This window comes from Pseudomonas sp. AC355 (assembly GCF_979258205.1).
Map to the genome: position 1 here is coordinate 843,328 of NZ_OZ409843.1, position 17,579 is coordinate 860,906.

Below are 17,579 nucleotides of genomic sequence, written 5' to 3' on the forward strand. Positions count from 1 at the left end.
GGTGACGATTCCTGATCAGGGCAACACGTGTTTGAACGGCTTGACTACCACCTCGGCGTAAACGCCGGCGTCGCGGAACGGGTCGGCATTCGCCCAGGCCTTGGCGGCGTCCAATGATTCGAATTCGGCAACGATCAGGCTGCCGCTGAAACCGGCTGGGCCTGGGTCGTTGCTGTCGATGACCGGATTGGGGCCGGCGAGAATCAGCCGTCCTTCGGTTTTCAGTTTTTCCAGGCGCGCCAAGTGGGCAGGGCGTACGGAAAGACGACGTTCCAGGGAGTTTTCCACGTCGGTGGCGATGATGGCGTAGAGCATGTCGATCCTTATGTTCGGAAACATCGGGTGGGGAACGCTGTGCAGTGCCAGCAAGAATCCGCCAGCCGGGGCATAATAACAAACATGAATCGTCGGGAAAGCGCCCCTTATGCAGGTTGATCTTCACTGTCACAGCACCGCCTCGGATGGCGCCTTGCCGCCTGCTGAAGTGGTCGCTCGTGCGCACGGGCGTGGCGTTCAGATGCTGGCGCTGACCGATCACGACACCCTCGAAGGGCTCGATGAAGCCAGCGTTGCGGCCAAGGCGCTAGGCGTGCAGTTGGTCAATGGCATCGAGCTGTCCTGTACCTGGGGCGGCGCGACCATCCATGTGCTCGGCTATGCCTTCGACAGCAACGCGCCGGCATTGCGCCAGTCGATCGCCGATCTGCATCAGGGCCGCTGGTTGCGCGCCGAGGAGATTTCCCAACGTCTGGCACTCAAGGGGATGAGTGGTGCACTTGAAGGCGCGCGCGCCATTCAACTGGCGCAGGGGGAAAGCGGCAACGCGCCGGCGCGCCCGCATTTCGCCGAGTTTCTGGTGCGTTCCGGCTACGTAAAGGATCGCGCTGATGCATTTCGCAAGTGGTTGGGGTCGGGCAAGTTGGGCGATGTCAAACAGCATTGGCCAACGTTAGATGAAACGCTCGAGACCCTACGCCAGTCCAACGCCTGGATCAGCCTTGCCCATCCGTGGCAGTACGATTTCACCCGCAGCAAGCGGCGTAAGCTGGTGACTGCTTTCGCCACGGCCGGTGGCCATGCGTTGGAAGTGGTCAACGGCATGCAGCCTGCGGAGCAGGTCGGAGGCCTGGCGATCCTGGCGCGCGAGTTCGGCCTGCTGGCCAGTGTCGGCAGTGATTTTCACGCGCCTGGCGACTGGTCGGAGCTGGGTATGCATCGACCGTTGCCTGATGACCTTTCACCCATCTGGACGCGGTTCGCCTGCGCCCCGTCTTACGATGCCGTTTGAGAGCCCATAGCCATGAGCCAGTTTTTCCAGATACATCCGCAGAGTCCCCAGGCCCGCCTGATCAAGCAGGCCGTCGACATCATCCGTAACGGTGGGGTGGTGGTCTATCCCACCGACTCGTCCTACGCGGTGGGTTGCGTGCTGGGCGCCAAGAGCGCGCTGGAACGCATTCGTCGCCTGCGCCAACTCGATGACAAGCACAACTTCACCCTGGTATGCCGCGACCTGTCGCAGCTCAGCACCTTCGCCAAGGTCGACACTGCGGCGTTTCGCCTGCTGAAGAACCACACGCCGGGTCCCTACACCTTCATCCTCAACGCCACCCGGGAAGTGCCGCGCATGCTGCTGCACCCCAAGCGCCGTACCATCGGCCTACGCGTGCCCAACCATCCGATCGCTTCGGCGCTGCTGGAGGAACTGGGCGAGACGATGATGAGCGTCAGCCTGATCCTGCCTGGTGAGGATCTGCCGATGAGCGATCCTTACGAAATGCGCCAGATACTTGAGCATCAGGTGGACCTGATCATCGACGGCGGTTTCGGCGGCCTGGAAGCCTCCACGGTGATCAGCCTGGTGGACGACGAGCCTGAGGTGATCCGCGTTGGCTGTGGCGATCCGTCACCTTTTGCCGAGCAGCGTTGAGCCAATGTCCAACCCTGCCGAACACGTCGACAGCCAGGCTGGAGCTCAGCAGGAGCTGCCGTTCGCCCTGGTCTACGGGCAGGCGCTCACCGAGATGCCGGTGGATCTGTACATTCCGCCGGACGCTCTCGAGGTCTTTCTCGAAGCCTTCGAAGGCCCGCTGGATCTGCTGCTCTACCTGATTCGCAAGCAGAACATCGACGTGCTGGACATCCCCGTGGCGGAGATCACCCGCCAGTACATGGGCTACGTCGAGTTGATGCACAGCGTGCGCCTGGAACTGGCTGCCGAGTACCTGGTGATGGCCGCCATGCTCGCCGAGATCAAGTCGCGCATGCTCCTGCCGCGCTCGTCCGAGGCACAAGAAGAGGAAGACGATCCGCGTGCCGAACTGATTCGCCGCTTGCTGGAGTACGAACGCTTCAAGGCGGCAGCCGAAGGCATCGACACCTTGCCCAGGGTTGGCCGTGACCTTACCGTGCCGCGGGTCGAAGCCCCCGAAGCGCGAGCGCGCAAGTTGCTGCCCGAGGTCAGCCTGCAGGAACTGCTGGTCTCCATGGCCGAGGTGCTGCGCCGCGCCGACATGTTCGAGAGCCACCAGGTCAGCCGTGAGGCGCTCTCGACCCGTGAGCGCATGAGCGAGGTGCTGGAGCGCCTCAAGGACGGCGAGTTCGTGCCTTTCGTCAAGCTGTTCACTGCGGAAGAAGGGCGCCTCGGCGTGGTGGTGACCTTCATGGCGATTCTCGAATTGGTAAAGGAATCGCTGGTGCAACTGGTGCAGAACGAGGCCTTTGCCGCCGTGCATGTGCGCCTGCGCAATGAACAGAGCGTCGAGGACATGGCGGACGAGCTCTGAGCCGCAGTAGTCGCGTTTCACTTTCCATGGCTATTCCCACCCATTAATCAGGACGATTCAATGAGTCTGTTTTCCCGCTTCTTCGGCCGTCAGGACGGCAGCAGCACCGATAACACCGAGCTGGTCGCCAAGCCAGGCATCGAAAACCCGCCCAGCCTGCAGGTGGTGTTCGCCCAGCCTCTGCGTATCGCCGAGGCGCCCCTGACGGCGGCTCTGCGTCGTTACCATCCGAGCATGGGCGATGCCCGCTGTGACATCTCCGACGAGGTTGAACAGTTCTTCGCCCTGGCCGGTTGGGGTTCCCATGTGGTGAAAATGGTCGGTTTCGACCATCCCTTTCCTGCTGACGCTCTGGAAAACTGCGTCGCCCCGGCGCACTACCCCCAGCAGGTCAAGGACGAGGTGCGGCAACAGACCAGCCACATCCTGCTGTACTACGCAGGCCATGAAACCGATCCGCTGGAGCAATACGTGGCTTTGGCTGCCGTTGCCGGGGCGTTGGCTAGTTTCGGGGCGCTGGCGGTGCTCAACGAAACGGCGCATACCTCCTTGCCGGCTGCCGTGTTCGCCGATGAAGACATGGGCGAACACAGCCTGGAGATCCTCCGTGACCTGCCGCTGACCATGCTGTACTGCGGCTTTGTGAAGTATCAGGTCGAGGGTGTGCAGGGTGTGTGGATGCGTACCTATGGCTGTGGTGCGTTCGGTCTGCCGGATTTCGCCGCGCTGGCTGCCGGCCATCATGAAGGCCAGCGTTACATGGACATCTTCAATAACGTGCTCGGCTATCTGATCCAGAGCGGCGCGCAAATGGAGGCGGGGCACACTATGCAGATCGGTGAAACCGAGTTCATGCGGTTGCGCGAGCCAGCCGAGGCTGAGTACTACCTGCATGGCCCCGAGCGAGTGCTGGTTGCCGAGATCATCGCGGCGAGCGAGATCGTCAGCCATTGACGGCGTGGCGCTCGCTGATTTGCTAAGCTGGCGCCGCCCCAGAGCCAAGCAGACCTTGCCCAGACGATGAACCTGTCCGATCCCAAACAACTCGCAACCTTACTCGAGGGCCTTTTGCTCGCGTCTGGCAAGCCGCTGTCGTTCGAGCGGATCATGGAATTGTTTGAGGAGGCCGAACGGCCGGAGCCCGACGTCTTTCGCAAGGCGCTGGCGATTCTGGGCGGCAGTTGCAAGGGACGGGCGTTTGAACTCAAGGAAGTGGCATCCGGCTACCGGCTGCAGATCCGTGAGAATCTCTCTACTTGGGTTGGGCGTTTGTGGGAAGAGCGCCCGCAACGTTACTCCCGTGCCATGCTCGAAACCTTGGCACTGATCGCCTACCGTCAGCCCATCACTCGCGGCGAGATCGAGGAAATTCGCAGTGTTGCCGTGAACAGCCAGATCGTTAAAACCCTGCTGGAGCGCGAGTGGATTCGCGTGGTGGGCTATCGGGAGGTTCCCGGCAGGCCAGCGATGTTCGCGACCACCAAGGGCTTTCTCGATCACTTCAACCTGAAGAATCTCGACGAACTGCCGCCTCTGGCCGCGCTACGTGAGCTGGAGCCCGAGCCGATCCTGGCCACGGATGACGACCCAGACGTGCCGCAGAGCCTGCAGGCTCGCGCCGATCTCGCCGTGGGCGACGAGCCCGGCGAGGCTGAAGCCAGTTCCGAGACCAGTTTCGGTTCCTTGCTGGCCGAGCTCGACGCCATGGAGCAGGGCCTGAAAACCGATTTCGATGACTTGGCGCGTGCTGACGAAGAGCCGAACCTCGAAGAACAGGGCGCTGTCTCTACAGCTGAGGATGACAGCCGTGAAGAGAGCCCATGAAAGATCCCTGCATCAGCGTCTGCAAGTTCAGCGATAGCATTTGCCTGGGCTGCGGGCGCAGCAAGGCCGAGATAAAGGCCTGGAAAAAACTCGACAAGGCTGAGCAGCGCCTGGTTCTGGCCGAGGCCGATATGCGCTTATTGGTACTGGGCTCCAAGGCGCGCCGCAAGCACTGAGCTGAGCGCCTGTGTTGACAGCCGCTCGCTGGACGCCTTCATCTGGTCAGCTATGCTCTTGCGCCAGGTGCGTTGAGCGCCTTATCCGCGTATGATTCGCGCCCCTTCGACGAGATGATCGTCCTATCACCAGAAAACACCGGGAGGTGCCCAGATGAGTGAAACCGAAGAATACAGCCCCGCTGGCGAGAAACTGCAGAAAGTCCTGGCTCGTATCGGTCTGGCCTCGCGCCGTGAGATCGAGTCCTGGATCAGTGCAGGTCGCGTCAAGGTCAACGGCAAAGACGCCACCTTGGGTCAGCGCGTCGACTTGCATGACGCCATCGCCATCGACGGCCGCCTGCTGCGCCGCGAAGAAGCCACGGAAGCACTGCGTCGTGTTCTGATCTATAACAAGCCCGACGGCGAGATCTGCACCCGTGACGATCCTGAAAAGCGCCCAACCGTATTCGACCGCTTGCCGCGGCCGAAGGAAGGCCGCTGGATCAATATCGGTCGTCTGGACATCAACACCACCGGCTTGCTGATGTTCACCACCGACGGTGAGCTGGCCAACCGCCTGATGCACCCGTCCTACCAGATGGATCGCGAGTACGCCGTGCGCGTGCGTGGTGAAGTCGACGAGGAAATGATCGAACGTCTCAAGGCTGGCGTGATGCTTGAAGACGGCCCAGCCAAGTTTACCGACATCAAGGAAGCGCCCGGCGGCGAAGGCTTCAACCATTGGTACCACTGCGTGGTCATGGAAGGTCGTAACCGTGAAGTGCGGCGCCTGTGGGAGTCGCAAGGTCTGGTGGTCAGCCGTCTGAAGCGTGTGCGCTTTGGCCCGGTATTCATGACCTCCGATCTGCCTATGGGTCGCTGGCGTGAAATGAGCCAGCGCGAAGTCGATATCCTCAGTGAAGAGGTCGGCCTCAAGTCGGTGGCGCTGCCGGAAATGAAGGAAAAGGCCCGCGAGAAGCTTGATCGTTTGCAGCGCAAGGCGGCGAAGCCGATTGGCCGTGGTGAGCGTCCGGCGCGTACCGCGCGCCCAGCCACTGGCGGCCCCGCTCAGCCATCCAGCAGCGGTCGTGGTTCCCGTGAGGAGCAGGGCGAGCGTCCGACACGTGCGCCTCGCACTCCACGTGGTGAAGGGCGTAGCGAGACATCGCGCGGCACGCCAGTTGCCGAGCGCCCGCGTGATGTGGGCAAGAAGCCCGGCAAGCCCCGCGGCGACCGCCCAGAGTCGGGCGAGCGCGCACCGCGCAAACCGGCTGGCGCCGACAAGGGTCGCAGCCGCCCGGCAAGCGAAGGCCAGCGTCCAGGCTTTGGTCGTGGCAGCCGCAAGCCACAGTAACGGATCGCAAAGTAGCTCGTAGTTGCTGCCTGTGATCATGAAAAAGGGCCCCCTCGGTGAAGAGTGGGGCCCTTTTTTGTGGTTCTAGGATTTAGATCAGCCGGCCATGGCCATGCAGTTACGTCCGTTGCGTTTGGCGCTATACAGCGCCTTGTCTGCTCGGTCGAGTAGGTTTTCCAAAGGCTCGCCTGGCTCCAGGGTAGCGCAACCGAGACTGACGGAGAGCTCGATAGGTTTGCCTTGCGCCACGCATTGCAGTTCCAGCACTGACTCGCGCAGGCGCTCCCCTACCAGTGCGGCACCTTCGCGTGGTGTGCCGGAAAGCAGTACCAGAAACTCTTCGCCACCGTAGCGGAACACCATGTCGATATTGCGTAGCTGATCCTTGAGGGTCGCGGCTACGGCCTTCAGTACTTCGTCTCCAGCGCTGTGACCGTGCTCATCGTTGATGCGTTTGAAGTGGTCGATATCCAGCATCAACAGCGACAGCGGTTGCCCGTTACGGCGAGCCAACTCGATTTCCCGTCCTAGCACCTGATCCATGGCGATGCGGTTGCCAGTGTTGGTCAAGGGGTCGCGCAGCGCGCTCTGGATGGCAACGCGGTAAAGCAGGGCGTTGCGCAGCGGGAACAGCAGGCAGGCGAGTAGCGACTCCAACTGCGCCAGCTCCTGATCGGAGAAGCGCTGGCGGCGGCGAAAGGTCAGCTCGCCCAAGTATTCGCTCTCATGGCTGAGGCGGTAGGTGGCCGAATGATTGGCCTGTTGACCCATGTCCAGGCGCAAGTCGCTGCTCAAGTGCTGGTAGCCGAGCGCATCGACTGGCACCAGGTGCTGAAGCTCACGAAAGAACATGCCGAGAATGCGTTCTGCATCCAGGCTGGTTTGTAATTGCAGGCCAAGTCGCTGGCGCAACTGTGCGAGGCTGATCGGGCGGGCCTGATCCTTACGATTCGAGAAATCGAGACGCTGCAGCTTGGCAGCATCGAAATCGATCGTGTTCTTCTGGCTAGGTGGAACCATTTTGGCGAACCTCTGGCGCTTCATTACGGCTTATGAGTAATAGAGCGAATTTCGTGCCAGTCTTTTTTGGCCTTATAAAAGCCTTTAGGTTCAATGGGTTGGATTGTGAGGCGAGAGGCAGAGTGCCATTGATGGCAATTGGCTGTCAGAAGACCGGCAATGATCTGCCGGTCTTGGCATGGTCGCGACAATTTAATGTCGAGTTGGGTTTTGCTGTTGGTTGGGTGCCGGAGCTGGGAATGATTTCAACGTGAGCACTCGATTTATCGAGGCAAAGGCAGTGAGATCGGAGGTTAGCGGCGCATCACTAGCACGCCGGCCACCAGGATCAACAGCATTCCGCTCCATGTATGCACGCCTGGCACTTCATTAAAGATCAAATACCCCCAGAGACACGCGAAAATAAGGTAAATGTAGTCAAATGTTCCGATCAGCGCCGAAGGTGCGATTTGGTAGGCTTTGGCTATAGCGGTATTGATGGTAACCAAAGCAATTGCATAGCTGACGATAAAAATTGCTTCCTGCCAGCCTATGGGTTGCCAGGCCAAAAACAGCCCCGGCGCAGAGGCTATCAGGGCCGGGCCACCTAAATAGGACAGAAGACCGACAAAACTGGCGGCGACTAGAAACGCTATGTTCAGGCCCAGAGCCATTACGAGTGGGTGCTCACCTCGACAGTGCCGGCGCGTCAACACCATCGCAGCGGCATAGAATACTGCACCGATTACAGGTAAAAACACCGCAAGATCAAATGCTTCAGATCCAGGGCGTAGGACGATAGCGACCCCTGCAAAGCCTAGCGCTACGGCTATCCAGCCACGAACCGAGAGTCGTTCTGCGCCATAGCACGTCGAAAAAATCGCGATGAAGAGCGGTGTGGTGTATATGGCAACGGCAGCCACGGAGAGGGGAATGAGTGGCAACGCCGAGTAATAGGCTACCCACATCAGTAACAGCAAGATGCTCCTTACTGTAATCCAGCGCACCGATGCTACGCGCAGCTGCCCGGAGCTGATTCTTGTGACCAGCCATATTCCAAGGAGTGGAACCGACATGCCAGACACGAGTAGGAATAGCTGCCATAGCGCCACTCGAGCACTGAAATACTTCACTGATGCATCAGCGAGCGAGAGCAGGAAAACGGCAGACACAATCAGCGCTATTCCCTGATATACGCTGTCATTTCTGACGTGTTGATTGCTCATGGTGATTCGCTTGCCTCTTCGCTCGGCGAGCTAGCGCGGAGGACAGGGCACATCTTCAGTCGCCGCGATATTCACAGCCGCTGCTGCAGGTTTCGTGAATACGGATGCGCGACAGCTCTGGCAGCAGAGGTTTGAGCTGCTGCCATACCCATTTAGCGAGGACTTCGCTGGTCGGGTTTTCCAGACCAGGTATGTCGTTGAGGTAGTTGTGGTCGAGCTGCTCGTAGATCGGCTTGAAGATGGCCTTTATCTCCGAAAAGTCGCGAATCCATCCGGTATGCGGATCGACCTCTCCCTCGATATAGACCGCGATGCGGAAGGAGTGGCCGTGCAGGCGCGCGCATTTATGGCCTTCCGGCACATGGGGGAGCCGGTGGGCGGCTTCGAAGATGAATTCTTTGAACAGTTCCAAGGCCAGTCTCTTTGTCTACGGTGCGAACAGGCTGCGATTCTAGCAGCCTGCTGCGTACTGTAGGACGTTCACTGCGCCAGGGCGGCGTTGCGATCGTGGCGATAGACGCTTACCGCTTCGTAGACCGCCTTGCGCAAGCGATTGATTCCGCCGATTGGGCGATGCTCCGGTAAGGCGTGCCACGGATTGAAGGACAGGTTGTCGCAAAACAGGTTCTGCTCCGAACTGTCGAAGTCCTGGGCCGGGAGGCGGATGTCCGCGACGGTTTCGAACGGCGAAATCCGTTCGTCCCATTCCACACTAGGGTCTTCGATCGGCATGTAATAGCTTGGGTTCTGCCGCTGTACCTGCAGCGCGAAGCAGGCTGGCATGCGATCCAGTGACAGCTGCTGATAAAGCGCGCTACGCAGAAAGTTGGGCAGGTCGGTGTTGGGCTTGGGAATCGCGTAGGTCGGGCAGCTTTCAGGGCTGGGGATGACCCGGTACTTGATGTTGTGCTGGTCCCAGCTTGAAGGGGGCGATCGAGTTGTAGGTCGTTTCGACCGGGCTGCTCGGCGCAGGCGAAAGCGTTTTCAGGGCGATGATCAGGTGGCGGATCTCCCAGGTGCGGGGATCGAAGCTGGGGAAGAAGGCCAGCGCTTTCTTGCCGTCCGCCTGGGCGGCGAAGTTGCTCCGGTACTCGGCAACGTCACGTACGAAGAATGCCGGATGGTTGAACATCACGAAATCCTGCTCGTCGGCATGGCGCGGATTGACCATCAGCTTGTTGCCTGGAACGTCGAGCAGCTTGATGGCCATCCCCCTGGCATCACGAGCGCGGTCGAACTGCGGATAGGCGTTGCCGTTGGACAGGCGCATCCAGGCCTGCCAGGTCTTGCCTGGTTCACTGAGCACGCCATGGCGCAGGGTTTCATCGAGCTCGGCACGTACGGTTACTTCGGCTTTTACGCAGCCGTGCGCCTTGGCATGGGCGTCGCGCAGGACGCGAGTATTGTCGCGGTGCTGCTCGACCACGCGGATAGCGTCTTCGATGATGCCCTCGGTATAGGCCGCCTCATTGGCGGGTATCTGTTCCTCGCTGGAAACCGGTCCGGAAAACTTCCAGCTGTAGTAGGCGGCGCCTATTGCCCAGCCACCAAGACCGACGATCAGTAGCACGACGAGCATCTTGCCTAGAAGCCTGCCGAGCCAAAGCCAGAATCGTTTAAGCATCGTTGGACTCCTTGTTGTTTGCCGTCACGCTGCCCTGGCAGAACTGTCCAGGGCTCCAGGGTTTGCTCGGCACTTCGCTCAATTGATTTTCCAGCTGCGCATTACCCAGCACCTTCAGGTACTCGACCAGTGCCCAACGCTCCTCCGGCTGTAGACCTCGGCCAATGACGCCGTTGTTACGGCAGCCGTCGCGGAACTCGTGGCCGTTGTTGCCGTTGCCTTTGATGCGGGTATCGAGAAGGAAGCCGCCGGGGAACTTGTCGCTGACGAAGCCGACATGCTGGGGATCGAATTCGAAGTTACCGACCCAGAAGCGGCTGGGACGCTCCGAGACCGGCGACAGCAGATGAAACAGCGTAGGTACCGAGCCATTGTGCAGGAAGGGCGGGGTGGCCCAGATGCTGTCGAGGGGCCGGGCCTTGTAGCCGCGGATCTCCTGCACGCCGATAGGCAGGCCGTAGCCATCCATGCGCTTGCGTTGCTCCGGCGCGATGCCGTTGTCGCGGTATGCCCGCTCTTCGACATAGGCGGTGACGTAAGCCAGCGCTTCGGCGGTGGAGATGGCGCGCAAGTCGACCTTTTCGAGGCTGTTGCTGAACAGTTTGACGTCGAGCTTGGCCAGCTCTGCTTTCGTCCATCCCAACTTGCTGATGTCGAAACGATGGTCGGCGATATTGTCGGCAGTGGTGGAGTCGGTGCCGACGATGGATGTTGGGATGACGCGCATGTGCCACTCTGGGTCGCGCTCCGGAGCCATGCGTTTGTCCGGCGGAACTGCCTGTGGTGCGTGGCAGTGGGCGCAGTTTTCCTGGAACAGAGCGCGCCCTCGGCTGGCCAGGTCGAGATCCACCTTGCCGAAGATCTTTTCCGGCCACGCAGGTGGTTGCAGGCGCTTGAGCGTTTCCTCCAGTGCATAGAGGTCGGTGATGCGGACGCTTGAGGCATAACGCTGAGACTCCGGGACGGCTCTCCCGTTTTCGTCGAGCAGATGCAGCGTGGCGCCAACGCCGAGCGATTCGCCGACGTTACGTGCCATGGGCTGCATGGCCGAGCCGTTCCACTGCACCCAGTCGAACTTCCAGATATCCCAGAGGTGCGGATAGCTGACGGGGGCATCGGCAACCCGGTAATTGGCGGCGTCGATGCTGTCACCGAATACGGTATTGGCAATGCGCCCGAAGGCATCGGTACGGCCGAAGCCTTCTTCGGTCGGGTAAAGGCCTCTGTGCCAATCGTTGTAAGCGGTACTCAGCAACTGATCGAGGACCTGCTTGAATTCCACCCGCAGGGTGTCGTAATCACGCTCGTAGTGCTCACCCAATACTTCCCGGGCGAAGCGGCGAAACTTCAGTGGATTGTAATAGGTGAATGCCATGCTCATGCCAAGGGACTGGCCAAAACTGCCCCCCTTGAGAGTCGGCACAGTGGAGGCCAGGGAGTGCAAAGCTGCACCGCCGTCGATACGCACCGCCTGGCCTTTGTAGCGCAGCTCGCCGGTGTGGCAGGCAGAACAGGTGATGTCCAGGTACTGGACACCGCTTTGGTCGTCCTGATGGCGTGCGAAGCCCACCGGCAGGTTGCCAGGGTTGAGTGGCGTGGCTTTTTGCCCTGGTTGAGTGAGAAAGCCGAAACGCGCCAAGTAGTCGGGGTCAGCGAATTTGGCCTTGCCGAAGGGCAGTTCCAGCGCCGGGAACCATGCGTATTGCAGGCCCTTAACCCGGGTTCCCTGGGGCGTATAGTAATAGAACTGACGTTCCTGCTCGCTCCATTGCCCGAGGTAATGCACCTTGTCCGCTGGCGTGTAGTCGGGAAGATTGGGCTTGGCGATGAAGTAAGCGGCGATCATTAACGCGATGAGCAACAGCAGAAGGATTATCTGCAAAGTGCGGCGAATCATGCGCATCGGTGACGTCCTTGTGGCGTTTTCTAGTCGTGTTCCTTTATGCCCATGCCAACGGCTAATGGCAAGATGCCAGGCATGCATCCCGTGATATTTGTGTGGCTTTTGATGGCCTGCCATCCCTGGCGGGCACACTGCCGGCCTTAGCAAGCGACGTTAAAAAGTTCTCCCGGAAACTTTTTATTCGCCAACTGCCAGCCAGGCTTCGACCCGGCCAATGACTTCGCTCTGGCGCTCACTCCAGGTGCCTGCAATTTCCACGATGGTCTGCTCATGTGCCGCGAGCCATGCAGCGCAGGCCTGATGAAAAGTGACCCGCTGTGCGAGATCCGGCTGGCAGCGCTGGCCGTCATTGATCCATTCGACCCCGCGCGGGTCGAGCAATAGATGCAAGTGGTAGTCACGCGCTAGTAGCGCCGGTTCCATCCAGTCCGGGCAGTCGCCGAACAGCTCACGGCTCCAGAGAATATTACTGAGCAGGTGGGTATCGAGAATCAGCAGGTGAGGGCGCTTCTCCCGCGCGGCATCTTCCCAGGCCAGCTGGCCCCTGGCGATGGTAGATATATCGGCATAGCAGGTATCGCGTTGCTCACTGTCGATGAAATGGCGCACGTACTCACCGACGACAATCCCCCCGAAGCGCTGCTGCAACTCATTGGCCAGCCAGCTCTTGCCGCTGGACTCGGGGCCTGTCATTACCAGCACTTTCATGCTGCACGCGCGATCAGTTCTCGCCGCCAAGTCAGCCAGCCGTGGCAGGCGAGCAGGGTGAACAGGCCGTACAAGGCAGCAGTGGAGTACAGCGCCTGGTCGATGAACAGTGCGACGAACAGCAGGTCGAGGACGATCCATAGCGGCCAGCATTGCAGGCGCTTCTTGGCCATCCACAATTGCGCGACCAGGCTGAAGGCACACAGTGTGGCATCCTGCCAAGGCGCGCTGGCGTCGGTGTAGGTGCTCATCAACACACCCAGCACGACCGAGCCCAGCAGGCCCAGCGCAAGGCCGGCGGCGATTTGGCGAAGATCCAGACTCGAGACCTGGAGTCGCTCGTCAGGGCGGTCACCCCGTGTCCAGTGCCACCATCCGTAGAGCTGCAGAGCGGCGTAGACGAATTGCAGCAGTACGTTGGAATACAGCTTGGCCTCAAAGAATACCCAGGCGTATAGCACTACCATGACCAGGCCAACCGGCCAGCACCAGGGATTCTGGCGCACGGTCAGCCAGACGGCGATCAGACCGAGCAGCGAGGCGCAGGCTTCGAGCGGTGACATGGAACCCCTGAGTGAATGGTTTTCTAGGGGGCGCATTCTATCCCTTGTCACTGCGGTCGTCTCGTCACTAGAGCGCGCGTTACGGCTGCAATTTCCTAGTCGGCAGTGATAGCGGTTTGAAATTGAAAACAACTGCTTTATAACTGCCGCTTTTTTCGGCCATGCTGGAACCTACACCAGCCACTCCAGTCCGAGAATCATCCCCTTTCCAGCCAGCCTGTCTGGCACATCCGTAGGAGTTCTGATGGACAGTTGGCTCGCTTTTCAGGCGCTGATCCTGGGTATCGTTGAAGGCCTCACTGAATTTCTGCCCATTTCCAGCACGGGTCACCTGATCGTCGTTGGCGATCTGCTGTCGTTCAATGGTGAGCGCGCCACGGCATTCAAGATCATCATCCAGCTCGGCGCGATCCTGGCGGTGATGTGGGAGTTTCGTCAGCGCATCACGTCGGTGGTCACCGGCCTGGGCAGCGATCCCATGGCGCGGCGCTTCACGATCAACGTGTTGGTTGCCTTCATTCCTGCGGTGATCCTCGGTCTGCTGTTCGCCGATATCATTGAACACTGGCTGTTCAATCCGATCACCGTCAGTGCGGCCTTGGTTATCGGCGGCGTGATCATGCTCTGGGCGGAGAAACGCCAGCACCGCATCGTCGCGGAGTCGGTCGATGACATGGACTGGAAGCTGGCCCTCAAGGTCGGTTTCGCCCAGTGCCTGGCACTCATTCCGGGTACATCACGCTCTGGCTCGACCATCATCGGCGGTCTGTTGTTTGGCCTGTCGCGCAAAGCAGCCACCGAATTCTCGTTCTTTCTGGCCATGCCGACCATGGTCGCAGCCACCGTATACTCGCTCTACAAATACCGCGAAATACTGCAGTGGAGCGATCTACCCATGTTCGCCATCGGTTTCGTGACGACGTTTGTAGTGGCCATGATTACCGTGCGTGCGCTGCTGGTATTTATCGCCAACCACAGCTACGCGGTGTTCGCCTGGTACCGGATCGCTTTTGGTCTGGTGATCCTGGCGACTTGGCAATTCGGCTGGATCGACTGGAGCACGGCAGAAGGCTGATTGCCTCGCCAGGCAGGGAAGACTTATGCAAACCAAGGAACAGGCCGGCCGAATCAAGAGCTGGAACGACGACAAGGGCTTCGGCTTCATTCAGCCCATTGCGGGTGGTGTCGAAGTCTTCGCGCATATCTCGGCGATGCGTGGTGATCGCCGACCCAGCGCCGGTGATCAGGTGATGTTCGTCGCCGGGCGTGACGAAAAGGGGCGTTTGCGTGCCGAGCATCTGCGCCTTTCGGGTGAGCTGGCCATCGATCAGCCGCAGATTCGCGTCAAGCCGTGGACTGCCGCACCGTCCCGTAAGCCCCCGGCCGCGGCCGGGCGCGCAGCCAAACCACATGCACGCAATACCCGCCAGACATCAGGTGCGCTGCGCAATCCTGCCGCCAAGCTAGTGATCTTCGCTGCCCTATGCAGCCTGCCCGCGTTTGGCGCTCTGCGCTGGCTGGCAGAGGGGCAGAGTATCTGGCCGCTGCTGCTTTATCCGCTGGCCAGCGTGCTGTGCTTCATTCTCTACTGGAGCGACAAGAGCAGCGCCCAGCGTGGCTGTCAGCGTATTGCGGAGAACACTCTGCATCTGGTCGAGCTGGCAGGCGGCTGGCCCGGTGCTCTGCTGGCGCAGCAAGCGTTCAGGCACAAGACGCGCAAACTTTCTTACCAGCTGCTGTTCTGGATCATCGTGGTGCTGCACCAGATGTTCTGGGCTGACCAGGTGTTGTTGGCCGGGGCTTATACCAGTGGCAGGCTGGGCGGCCTGCTATAGATCGAGCAGCAAGCCGACCTGCTGCTTCTTGGGCAGCCGCCGCACGACCAGTTGGTGAGAGCGGGTCAGCAGCTCACGCAGCTCTTCGTCGCCGATGGGCGGCTGGCTACCGTTCATGCTGATCCAGTGAGCACGGGCCAGGTAGGGCGCCGGGCGAACGCCCGGGCGGTCGGTGAAACCGAGAAACAGCGCGTCATCGACCTTGAAGGCCAGGTTGTCACCGAGAAAATCGACGATGGCGAACATCTTGTTGTGCGCCACGGAAAACACTTGATTGCTGCCCCATTTGTAATCGACGCGAGCCCCTGGAAGTTGTAGACAGAAGGCAACCAGCTCTTCGCGGGTCATGGCTGCACTTCCTTCGGGCGTTCCGCACGGCGCAGCAGCAGCAGGCTCAGCCCAAGGCCGAGCAGCGAGAGCAGGCCGGAAGCGAGGAACACGGCGCCATAGTCATAGGCGCTGGCGATCAGGCCCATCAGCGGGCCGGCGATGCCCAGTGCCAGGTCGAAGAACAGCGCGTAGGCGCCCAGGGCCGAACTGCGGCTGGCCGCAGGTATATTGCCGATTGCCTCCACACCCAGCGCCGGGTAGACCAGCGACAGGCCGAAGCCCGTCAGCGCGGCGCCACAAAGTGCCAGCGCCGGTATTGGCGCAAGCCAGAGCAGCAACAGCCCCAGGGTTTCGATCGCCAGGCAGATGGTCGCGACTCGGTAGCCGCCACGCCGCTCGATCGTGCCGGCGAACAGCAGGCGGGCGACGATGAAGGCCACGCCAAAGGCGCTCAGGCAGTAAGCCGCGTGCTCCCAGCCGAGGCTGGCGTAATACAGGGTGACGAAGGTCGCCAGGGTGCCGAAACCGATGGAGCCCAGCGCGAGCGCTACACCATTGGGCGCAATGGTCAGGAATACGTTATGAAACGGCAGGCGTTTGCCCTGAATGATCGGGATGGCGGGTTTGTCGCGCGCCACCCAAAGGGCGCCAAGGCTGAGCAGCGTGATCGCCAAGCCGATACTCCAGAGGCCCAGAGAGGAGGCCATCACCACCCCGAGCGGCGCACCTATGGCGATGGCGCCATAGGACGCGATGCCATTCCAGGAAATCACCCGTGCGGTGTTCTCTGCGCCGACCCGACCGATGCCCCAGGTGATTGAGCCGGTACCGATCAGCGCCTGGGAGATACCCAGTGCTACCCGCCCCGCCAGCAGCAAGCCCAGGCCAATTTCGTTAGAGAGGCCATGCGCGCTGGTCGCTGCGAGAGTTAGTACGCCGCTGCCCGCAGCACCGGCCAAGCCGTAAACCACTGCACGCTTGGGACCGATACGATCGATCAGCACGCCGGTGATGGGCCGTGAAACCAGAGTGACGAGGTACTGCAGGCTGATCACCAGGCCAGCCATCACCGAGCCATAGCCCAGATCGTTGAGCACGAAGCCAGGCAGCACGGCGAGAGGTAAGCCGACACACAGGAAACCGATGAAGGTGAAGAAAACCACTGCAAGAATTCGGGCGGTCTGGCCAGGAACGTGGGGCTTGCGAGCGGTCATCGGGCATCCTGTTTGGTAGAAGGGGTTATTGATCGTTCTAAGGCGTTTCTGACAGGGCCGGAGCCAAGTCCGTTCCAGGCATCAGCCAGCCGTTGGCACTGGCCTGGATCATATGGTCGAGCCACGCCCTCACAGCCGGCAGCATGCCCTGACGATGAGGATAGACGGCTTGCAGATGACCGCCGGGCAGTTCCCAGTCCGGCAGCAGGCGAATCAGGCGGCCAGCCTTGATATCGGCCAGGCACTTGGTGTGCGGCAGCATGGTGAAGCCCAGACCCTGCAGCGCCGCTTCCCTGCGTATATCGAAGTCTTCGATGCTCAGACGCGCCTCGAAAGTCACCTCACGACGTATTCCCGACAGGCTCTTGAAAATATGATGAATACGCCGGTCGCTTCCCACGGCGCCGAGCGCGGGCAATTGCTGCAGATCGTCTGGGGTGTGAATGCTCAACCCTTGCAGCAAGGCCGGAGAGGCCACCAGAAAGGCGGAGGCTGGCGCCAGTTGGCGGGCGATCAGCGAGGGATCCTCGTCATCCTGATCGCGCACCCGCAAGGCGACGTCTATGCCTTCCTGGAGCAGATCCACACGCCGATTGGTCAGCATCACGTCCAGTTGAACCAGCGGATATTTCAGCAGAAAAGTATTGATTACCTGATGCAGTCCAGCGCGTGCCAGTTCGCTGGGGCAGGACATTCGAATCCGCCCACGGGGCTCGCTGCTCAGCGAGGCCACCGCCTCCTGAGCTTGTTCTGCCTCGAGCAGCATGGCCTGACAATGGCGCAGATAGCGCTCGCCGGTTTCGGTCAGCGCCAACTTGCGTGTGGTGCGTTGCAGCAGACGCACGCCCAGTCGTGTCTCGAGCTCGGCCACTCGCCGCGATAGGCGGGATTTAGGAATGCCCAGTTGCTGCCCCGCAGCGCTGAACCCGCCATGCTCGACTACTTTGGCGAAGTACATCAGGTCATTGAGATCCTGCATCACAGGCTCCAGCTCAGCAGAGAAATGAGGTTTGTCCTATCAGTGGAACGCATCATCGCATTTTTGCCGACTAATC

19 protein-coding genes and 1 pseudogene are annotated in these 17,579 nt (G+C 60.5%); 9 read left to right on the forward strand and 11 right to left on the reverse strand.

The window, feature by feature from the left end:
• Positions 1–15 precede the first annotated feature (15 nt).
• Positions 16–315 (reverse strand): YciI family protein, encoded by a 300-nt coding sequence (locus ACZ0AI_RS04045; RefSeq protein ID WP_463564671.1) that lies wholly within the window; start codon positions 313–315, stop codon positions 16–18.
• Positions 316–424: 109 nt separating this feature from the next.
• On the opposite strand from ACZ0AI_RS04045, the gene ACZ0AI_RS04050 reads away from it, so the two are divergent.
• The 7 genes from ACZ0AI_RS04050 (at position 425) to rluB (ending at position 6,122) form a co-directional block, all read left to right on the forward strand.
• Positions 425–1,288, forward strand: coding sequence for a PHP domain-containing protein (locus ACZ0AI_RS04050; protein ID WP_463564672.1), 864 nt, complete (start codon positions 425–427; stop codon positions 1,286–1,288).
• Positions 1,289–1,300: 12 nt separating this feature from the next.
• The gene (locus ACZ0AI_RS04055; RefSeq protein WP_463569952.1) at positions 1,301–1,930 is read left to right on the forward strand and encodes an L-threonylcarbamoyladenylate synthase; all 630 of its coding nucleotides are present in this window, start codon (positions 1,301–1,303) and stop codon (positions 1,928–1,930) included.
• 94 nt (positions 1,931–2,024) lie between these two features.
• Complete coding sequence (locus ACZ0AI_RS04060) at positions 2,025–2,786, forward strand: segregation and condensation protein A (RefSeq protein ID WP_463566049.1); 762 nt, start codon at positions 2,025–2,027, stop codon at positions 2,784–2,786.
• Positions 2,787–2,846: 60 nt separating this feature from the next.
• Positions 2,847–3,740 (forward strand): DUF4261 domain-containing protein, encoded by an 894-nt coding sequence (locus tag ACZ0AI_RS04065; RefSeq protein ID WP_463564674.1) that lies wholly within the window; start codon positions 2,847–2,849, stop codon positions 3,738–3,740.
• 66 nt (positions 3,741–3,806) lie between these two features.
• Positions 3,807–4,610, forward strand: coding sequence for an SMC-Scp complex subunit ScpB (gene scpB / locus ACZ0AI_RS04070; RefSeq protein WP_463564675.1), 804 nt, complete (start codon positions 3,807–3,809; stop codon positions 4,608–4,610).
• On the forward strand, positions 4,607–4,786 hold the full coding sequence (locus tag ACZ0AI_RS04075; RefSeq protein WP_463564676.1) for a DUF1289 domain-containing protein: 180 nt from the start codon (positions 4,607–4,609) through the stop codon (positions 4,784–4,786). Before scpB ends, ACZ0AI_RS04075 begins: the two co-directional genes overlap by 4 nt.
• 154 nt (positions 4,787–4,940) lie before the next feature.
• The gene (gene rluB, locus ACZ0AI_RS04080) at positions 4,941–6,122 is read left to right on the forward strand and encodes a 23S rRNA pseudouridine(2605) synthase RluB (RefSeq protein ID WP_463564677.1); all 1,182 of its coding nucleotides are present in this window, start codon (positions 4,941–4,943) and stop codon (positions 6,120–6,122) included.
• Positions 6,123–6,218: 96 nt separating this feature from the next.
• Here the strand turns inward: rluB and ACZ0AI_RS04085 are convergent, their stop codons facing one another.
• The 7 genes and pseudogenes from ACZ0AI_RS04085 to pnuC form a co-directional block, all read right to left on the reverse strand.
• Positions 6,219–7,142, reverse strand: a complete 924-nt coding sequence (locus ACZ0AI_RS04085) for a GGDEF domain-containing protein (RefSeq protein WP_463564678.1) — start codon at positions 7,140–7,142, stop codon at positions 6,219–6,221.
• Between the two features lie 293 nt (positions 7,143–7,435).
• Complete coding sequence (locus ACZ0AI_RS04090) at positions 7,436–8,347, reverse strand: DMT family transporter (protein ID WP_463564679.1); 912 nt, start codon at positions 8,345–8,347, stop codon at positions 7,436–7,438.
• A 55-nt stretch (positions 8,348–8,402) separates the two neighbouring features.
• The gene (gene queD / locus ACZ0AI_RS04095) at positions 8,403–8,759 is read right to left on the reverse strand and encodes a 6-carboxytetrahydropterin synthase QueD (RefSeq protein ID WP_225832780.1); all 357 of its coding nucleotides are present in this window, start codon (positions 8,757–8,759) and stop codon (positions 8,403–8,405) included.
• A gap of 68 nt (positions 8,760–8,827) precedes the next feature.
• A pseudogene (locus tag ACZ0AI_RS04100) lies at positions 8,828–9,971 on the reverse strand (catalase family protein).
• Positions 9,964–11,874: a di-heme-cytochrome C peroxidase gene (locus ACZ0AI_RS04105; RefSeq protein WP_463564681.1), complete on the reverse strand. Its 1,911-nt coding sequence runs from the start codon at positions 11,872–11,874 to the stop codon at positions 9,964–9,966. Before ACZ0AI_RS04105 ends, ACZ0AI_RS04100 begins: the two are co-directional and overlap by 8 nt.
• 177 nt (positions 11,875–12,051) lie before the next feature.
• A complete protein-coding gene (locus ACZ0AI_RS04110) occupies positions 12,052–12,582 on the reverse strand; it encodes an AAA family ATPase (protein WP_463564682.1) in 531 nt (176 codons plus the stop codon).
• A complete protein-coding gene (gene pnuC, locus ACZ0AI_RS04115) occupies positions 12,579–13,145 on the reverse strand; it encodes a nicotinamide riboside transporter PnuC (protein ID WP_463564683.1) in 567 nt (188 codons plus the stop codon). The genes ACZ0AI_RS04110 and pnuC overlap by 4 nt, the downstream gene beginning before the upstream one ends.
• Before the next feature lie 244 nt (positions 13,146–13,389).
• Here pnuC and ACZ0AI_RS04120 point away from each other — a divergent pair, with 244 nt between their 5' ends.
• Both ACZ0AI_RS04120 and ACZ0AI_RS04125 read left to right on the forward strand, forming a co-directional pair.
• Positions 13,390–14,220 (forward strand): undecaprenyl-diphosphate phosphatase, encoded by an 831-nt coding sequence (locus ACZ0AI_RS04120; protein ID WP_463564684.1) that lies wholly within the window; start codon positions 13,390–13,392, stop codon positions 14,218–14,220.
• 25 nt (positions 14,221–14,245) lie between these two features.
• Positions 14,246–14,980, forward strand: coding sequence for a DUF1294 domain-containing protein (locus ACZ0AI_RS04125; RefSeq protein ID WP_463564685.1), 735 nt, complete (start codon positions 14,246–14,248; stop codon positions 14,978–14,980).
• Here ACZ0AI_RS04125 and ACZ0AI_RS04130 read toward each other — a convergent pair.
• From ACZ0AI_RS04130 to ACZ0AI_RS04140, 3 genes are read right to left on the reverse strand one after another with little or no spacing between them, the layout of a single operon-like run.
• Positions 14,975–15,328 carry an MmcQ/YjbR family DNA-binding protein gene (locus tag ACZ0AI_RS04130; protein ID WP_463564686.1) on the reverse strand — a complete coding sequence of 118 codons (354 nt, stop codon included), beginning with the start codon at positions 15,326–15,328 and terminating at the stop codon, positions 14,975–14,977. The two genes, ACZ0AI_RS04125 and ACZ0AI_RS04130, sit on opposite strands and share 6 nt — an antisense overlap.
• Complete coding sequence (locus tag ACZ0AI_RS04135; protein ID WP_463564687.1) at positions 15,325–16,524, reverse strand: MFS transporter; 1,200 nt, start codon at positions 16,522–16,524, stop codon at positions 15,325–15,327. Before ACZ0AI_RS04135 ends, ACZ0AI_RS04130 begins: the two co-directional genes overlap by 4 nt.
• Before the next feature lie 37 nt (positions 16,525–16,561).
• Positions 16,562–17,503, reverse strand: a complete 942-nt coding sequence (locus tag ACZ0AI_RS04140; protein WP_463564688.1) for a LysR substrate-binding domain-containing protein — start codon at positions 17,501–17,503, stop codon at positions 16,562–16,564.
• Positions 17,504–17,579: the final 76 nt, after the last annotated feature.

Coding starts and splice junctions, on each gene's coding strand:
- ACZ0AI_RS04045 (WP_463564671.1), bottom strand. CDS start 315: ATGCTCTACGCCATCATCGCCACCGACGTGGAAAACTCCCTGGAACGT.
- ACZ0AI_RS04050 (WP_463564672.1), top strand. CDS start 425: ATGCAGGTTGATCTTCACTGTCACAGCACCGCCTCGGATGGCGCCTTG.
- ACZ0AI_RS04055 (WP_463569952.1), top strand. CDS start 1,301: ATGAGCCAGTTTTTCCAGATACATCCGCAGAGTCCCCAGGCCCGCCTG.
- ACZ0AI_RS04060 (WP_463566049.1), top strand. CDS start 2,025: ATGCCGGTGGATCTGTACATTCCGCCGGACGCTCTCGAGGTCTTTCTC.
- ACZ0AI_RS04065 (WP_463564674.1), top strand. CDS start 2,847: ATGAGTCTGTTTTCCCGCTTCTTCGGCCGTCAGGACGGCAGCAGCACC.
- scpB (WP_463564675.1), top strand. CDS start 3,807: ATGAACCTGTCCGATCCCAAACAACTCGCAACCTTACTCGAGGGCCTT.
- ACZ0AI_RS04075 (WP_463564676.1), top strand. CDS start 4,607: ATGAAAGATCCCTGCATCAGCGTCTGCAAGTTCAGCGATAGCATTTGC.
- rluB (WP_463564677.1), top strand. CDS start 4,941: ATGAGTGAAACCGAAGAATACAGCCCCGCTGGCGAGAAACTGCAGAAA.
- ACZ0AI_RS04085 (WP_463564678.1), bottom strand. CDS start 7,142: ATGGTTCCACCTAGCCAGAAGAACACGATCGATTTCGATGCTGCCAAG.
- ACZ0AI_RS04090 (WP_463564679.1), bottom strand. CDS start 8,347: ATGAGCAATCAACACGTCAGAAATGACAGCGTATATCAGGGAATAGCG.
- ACZ0AI_RS04105 (WP_463564681.1), bottom strand. CDS start 11,874: ATGCGCATGATTCGCCGCACTTTGCAGATAATCCTTCTGCTGTTGCTC.
- ACZ0AI_RS04110 (WP_463564682.1), bottom strand. CDS start 12,582: ATGAAAGTGCTGGTAATGACAGGCCCCGAGTCCAGCGGCAAGAGCTGG.
- pnuC (WP_463564683.1), bottom strand. CDS start 13,145: ATGTCACCGCTCGAAGCCTGCGCCTCGCTGCTCGGTCTGATCGCCGTC.
- ACZ0AI_RS04120 (WP_463564684.1), top strand. CDS start 13,390: ATGGACAGTTGGCTCGCTTTTCAGGCGCTGATCCTGGGTATCGTTGAA.
- ACZ0AI_RS04125 (WP_463564685.1), top strand. CDS start 14,246: ATGCAAACCAAGGAACAGGCCGGCCGAATCAAGAGCTGGAACGACGAC.
- ACZ0AI_RS04130 (WP_463564686.1), bottom strand. CDS start 15,328: ATGACCCGCGAAGAGCTGGTTGCCTTCTGTCTACAACTTCCAGGGGCT.
- ACZ0AI_RS04135 (WP_463564687.1), bottom strand. CDS start 16,524: ATGACCGCTCGCAAGCCCCACGTTCCTGGCCAGACCGCCCGAATTCTT.
- ACZ0AI_RS04140 (WP_463564688.1), bottom strand. CDS start 17,503: ATGCAGGATCTCAATGACCTGATGTACTTCGCCAAAGTAGTCGAGCAT.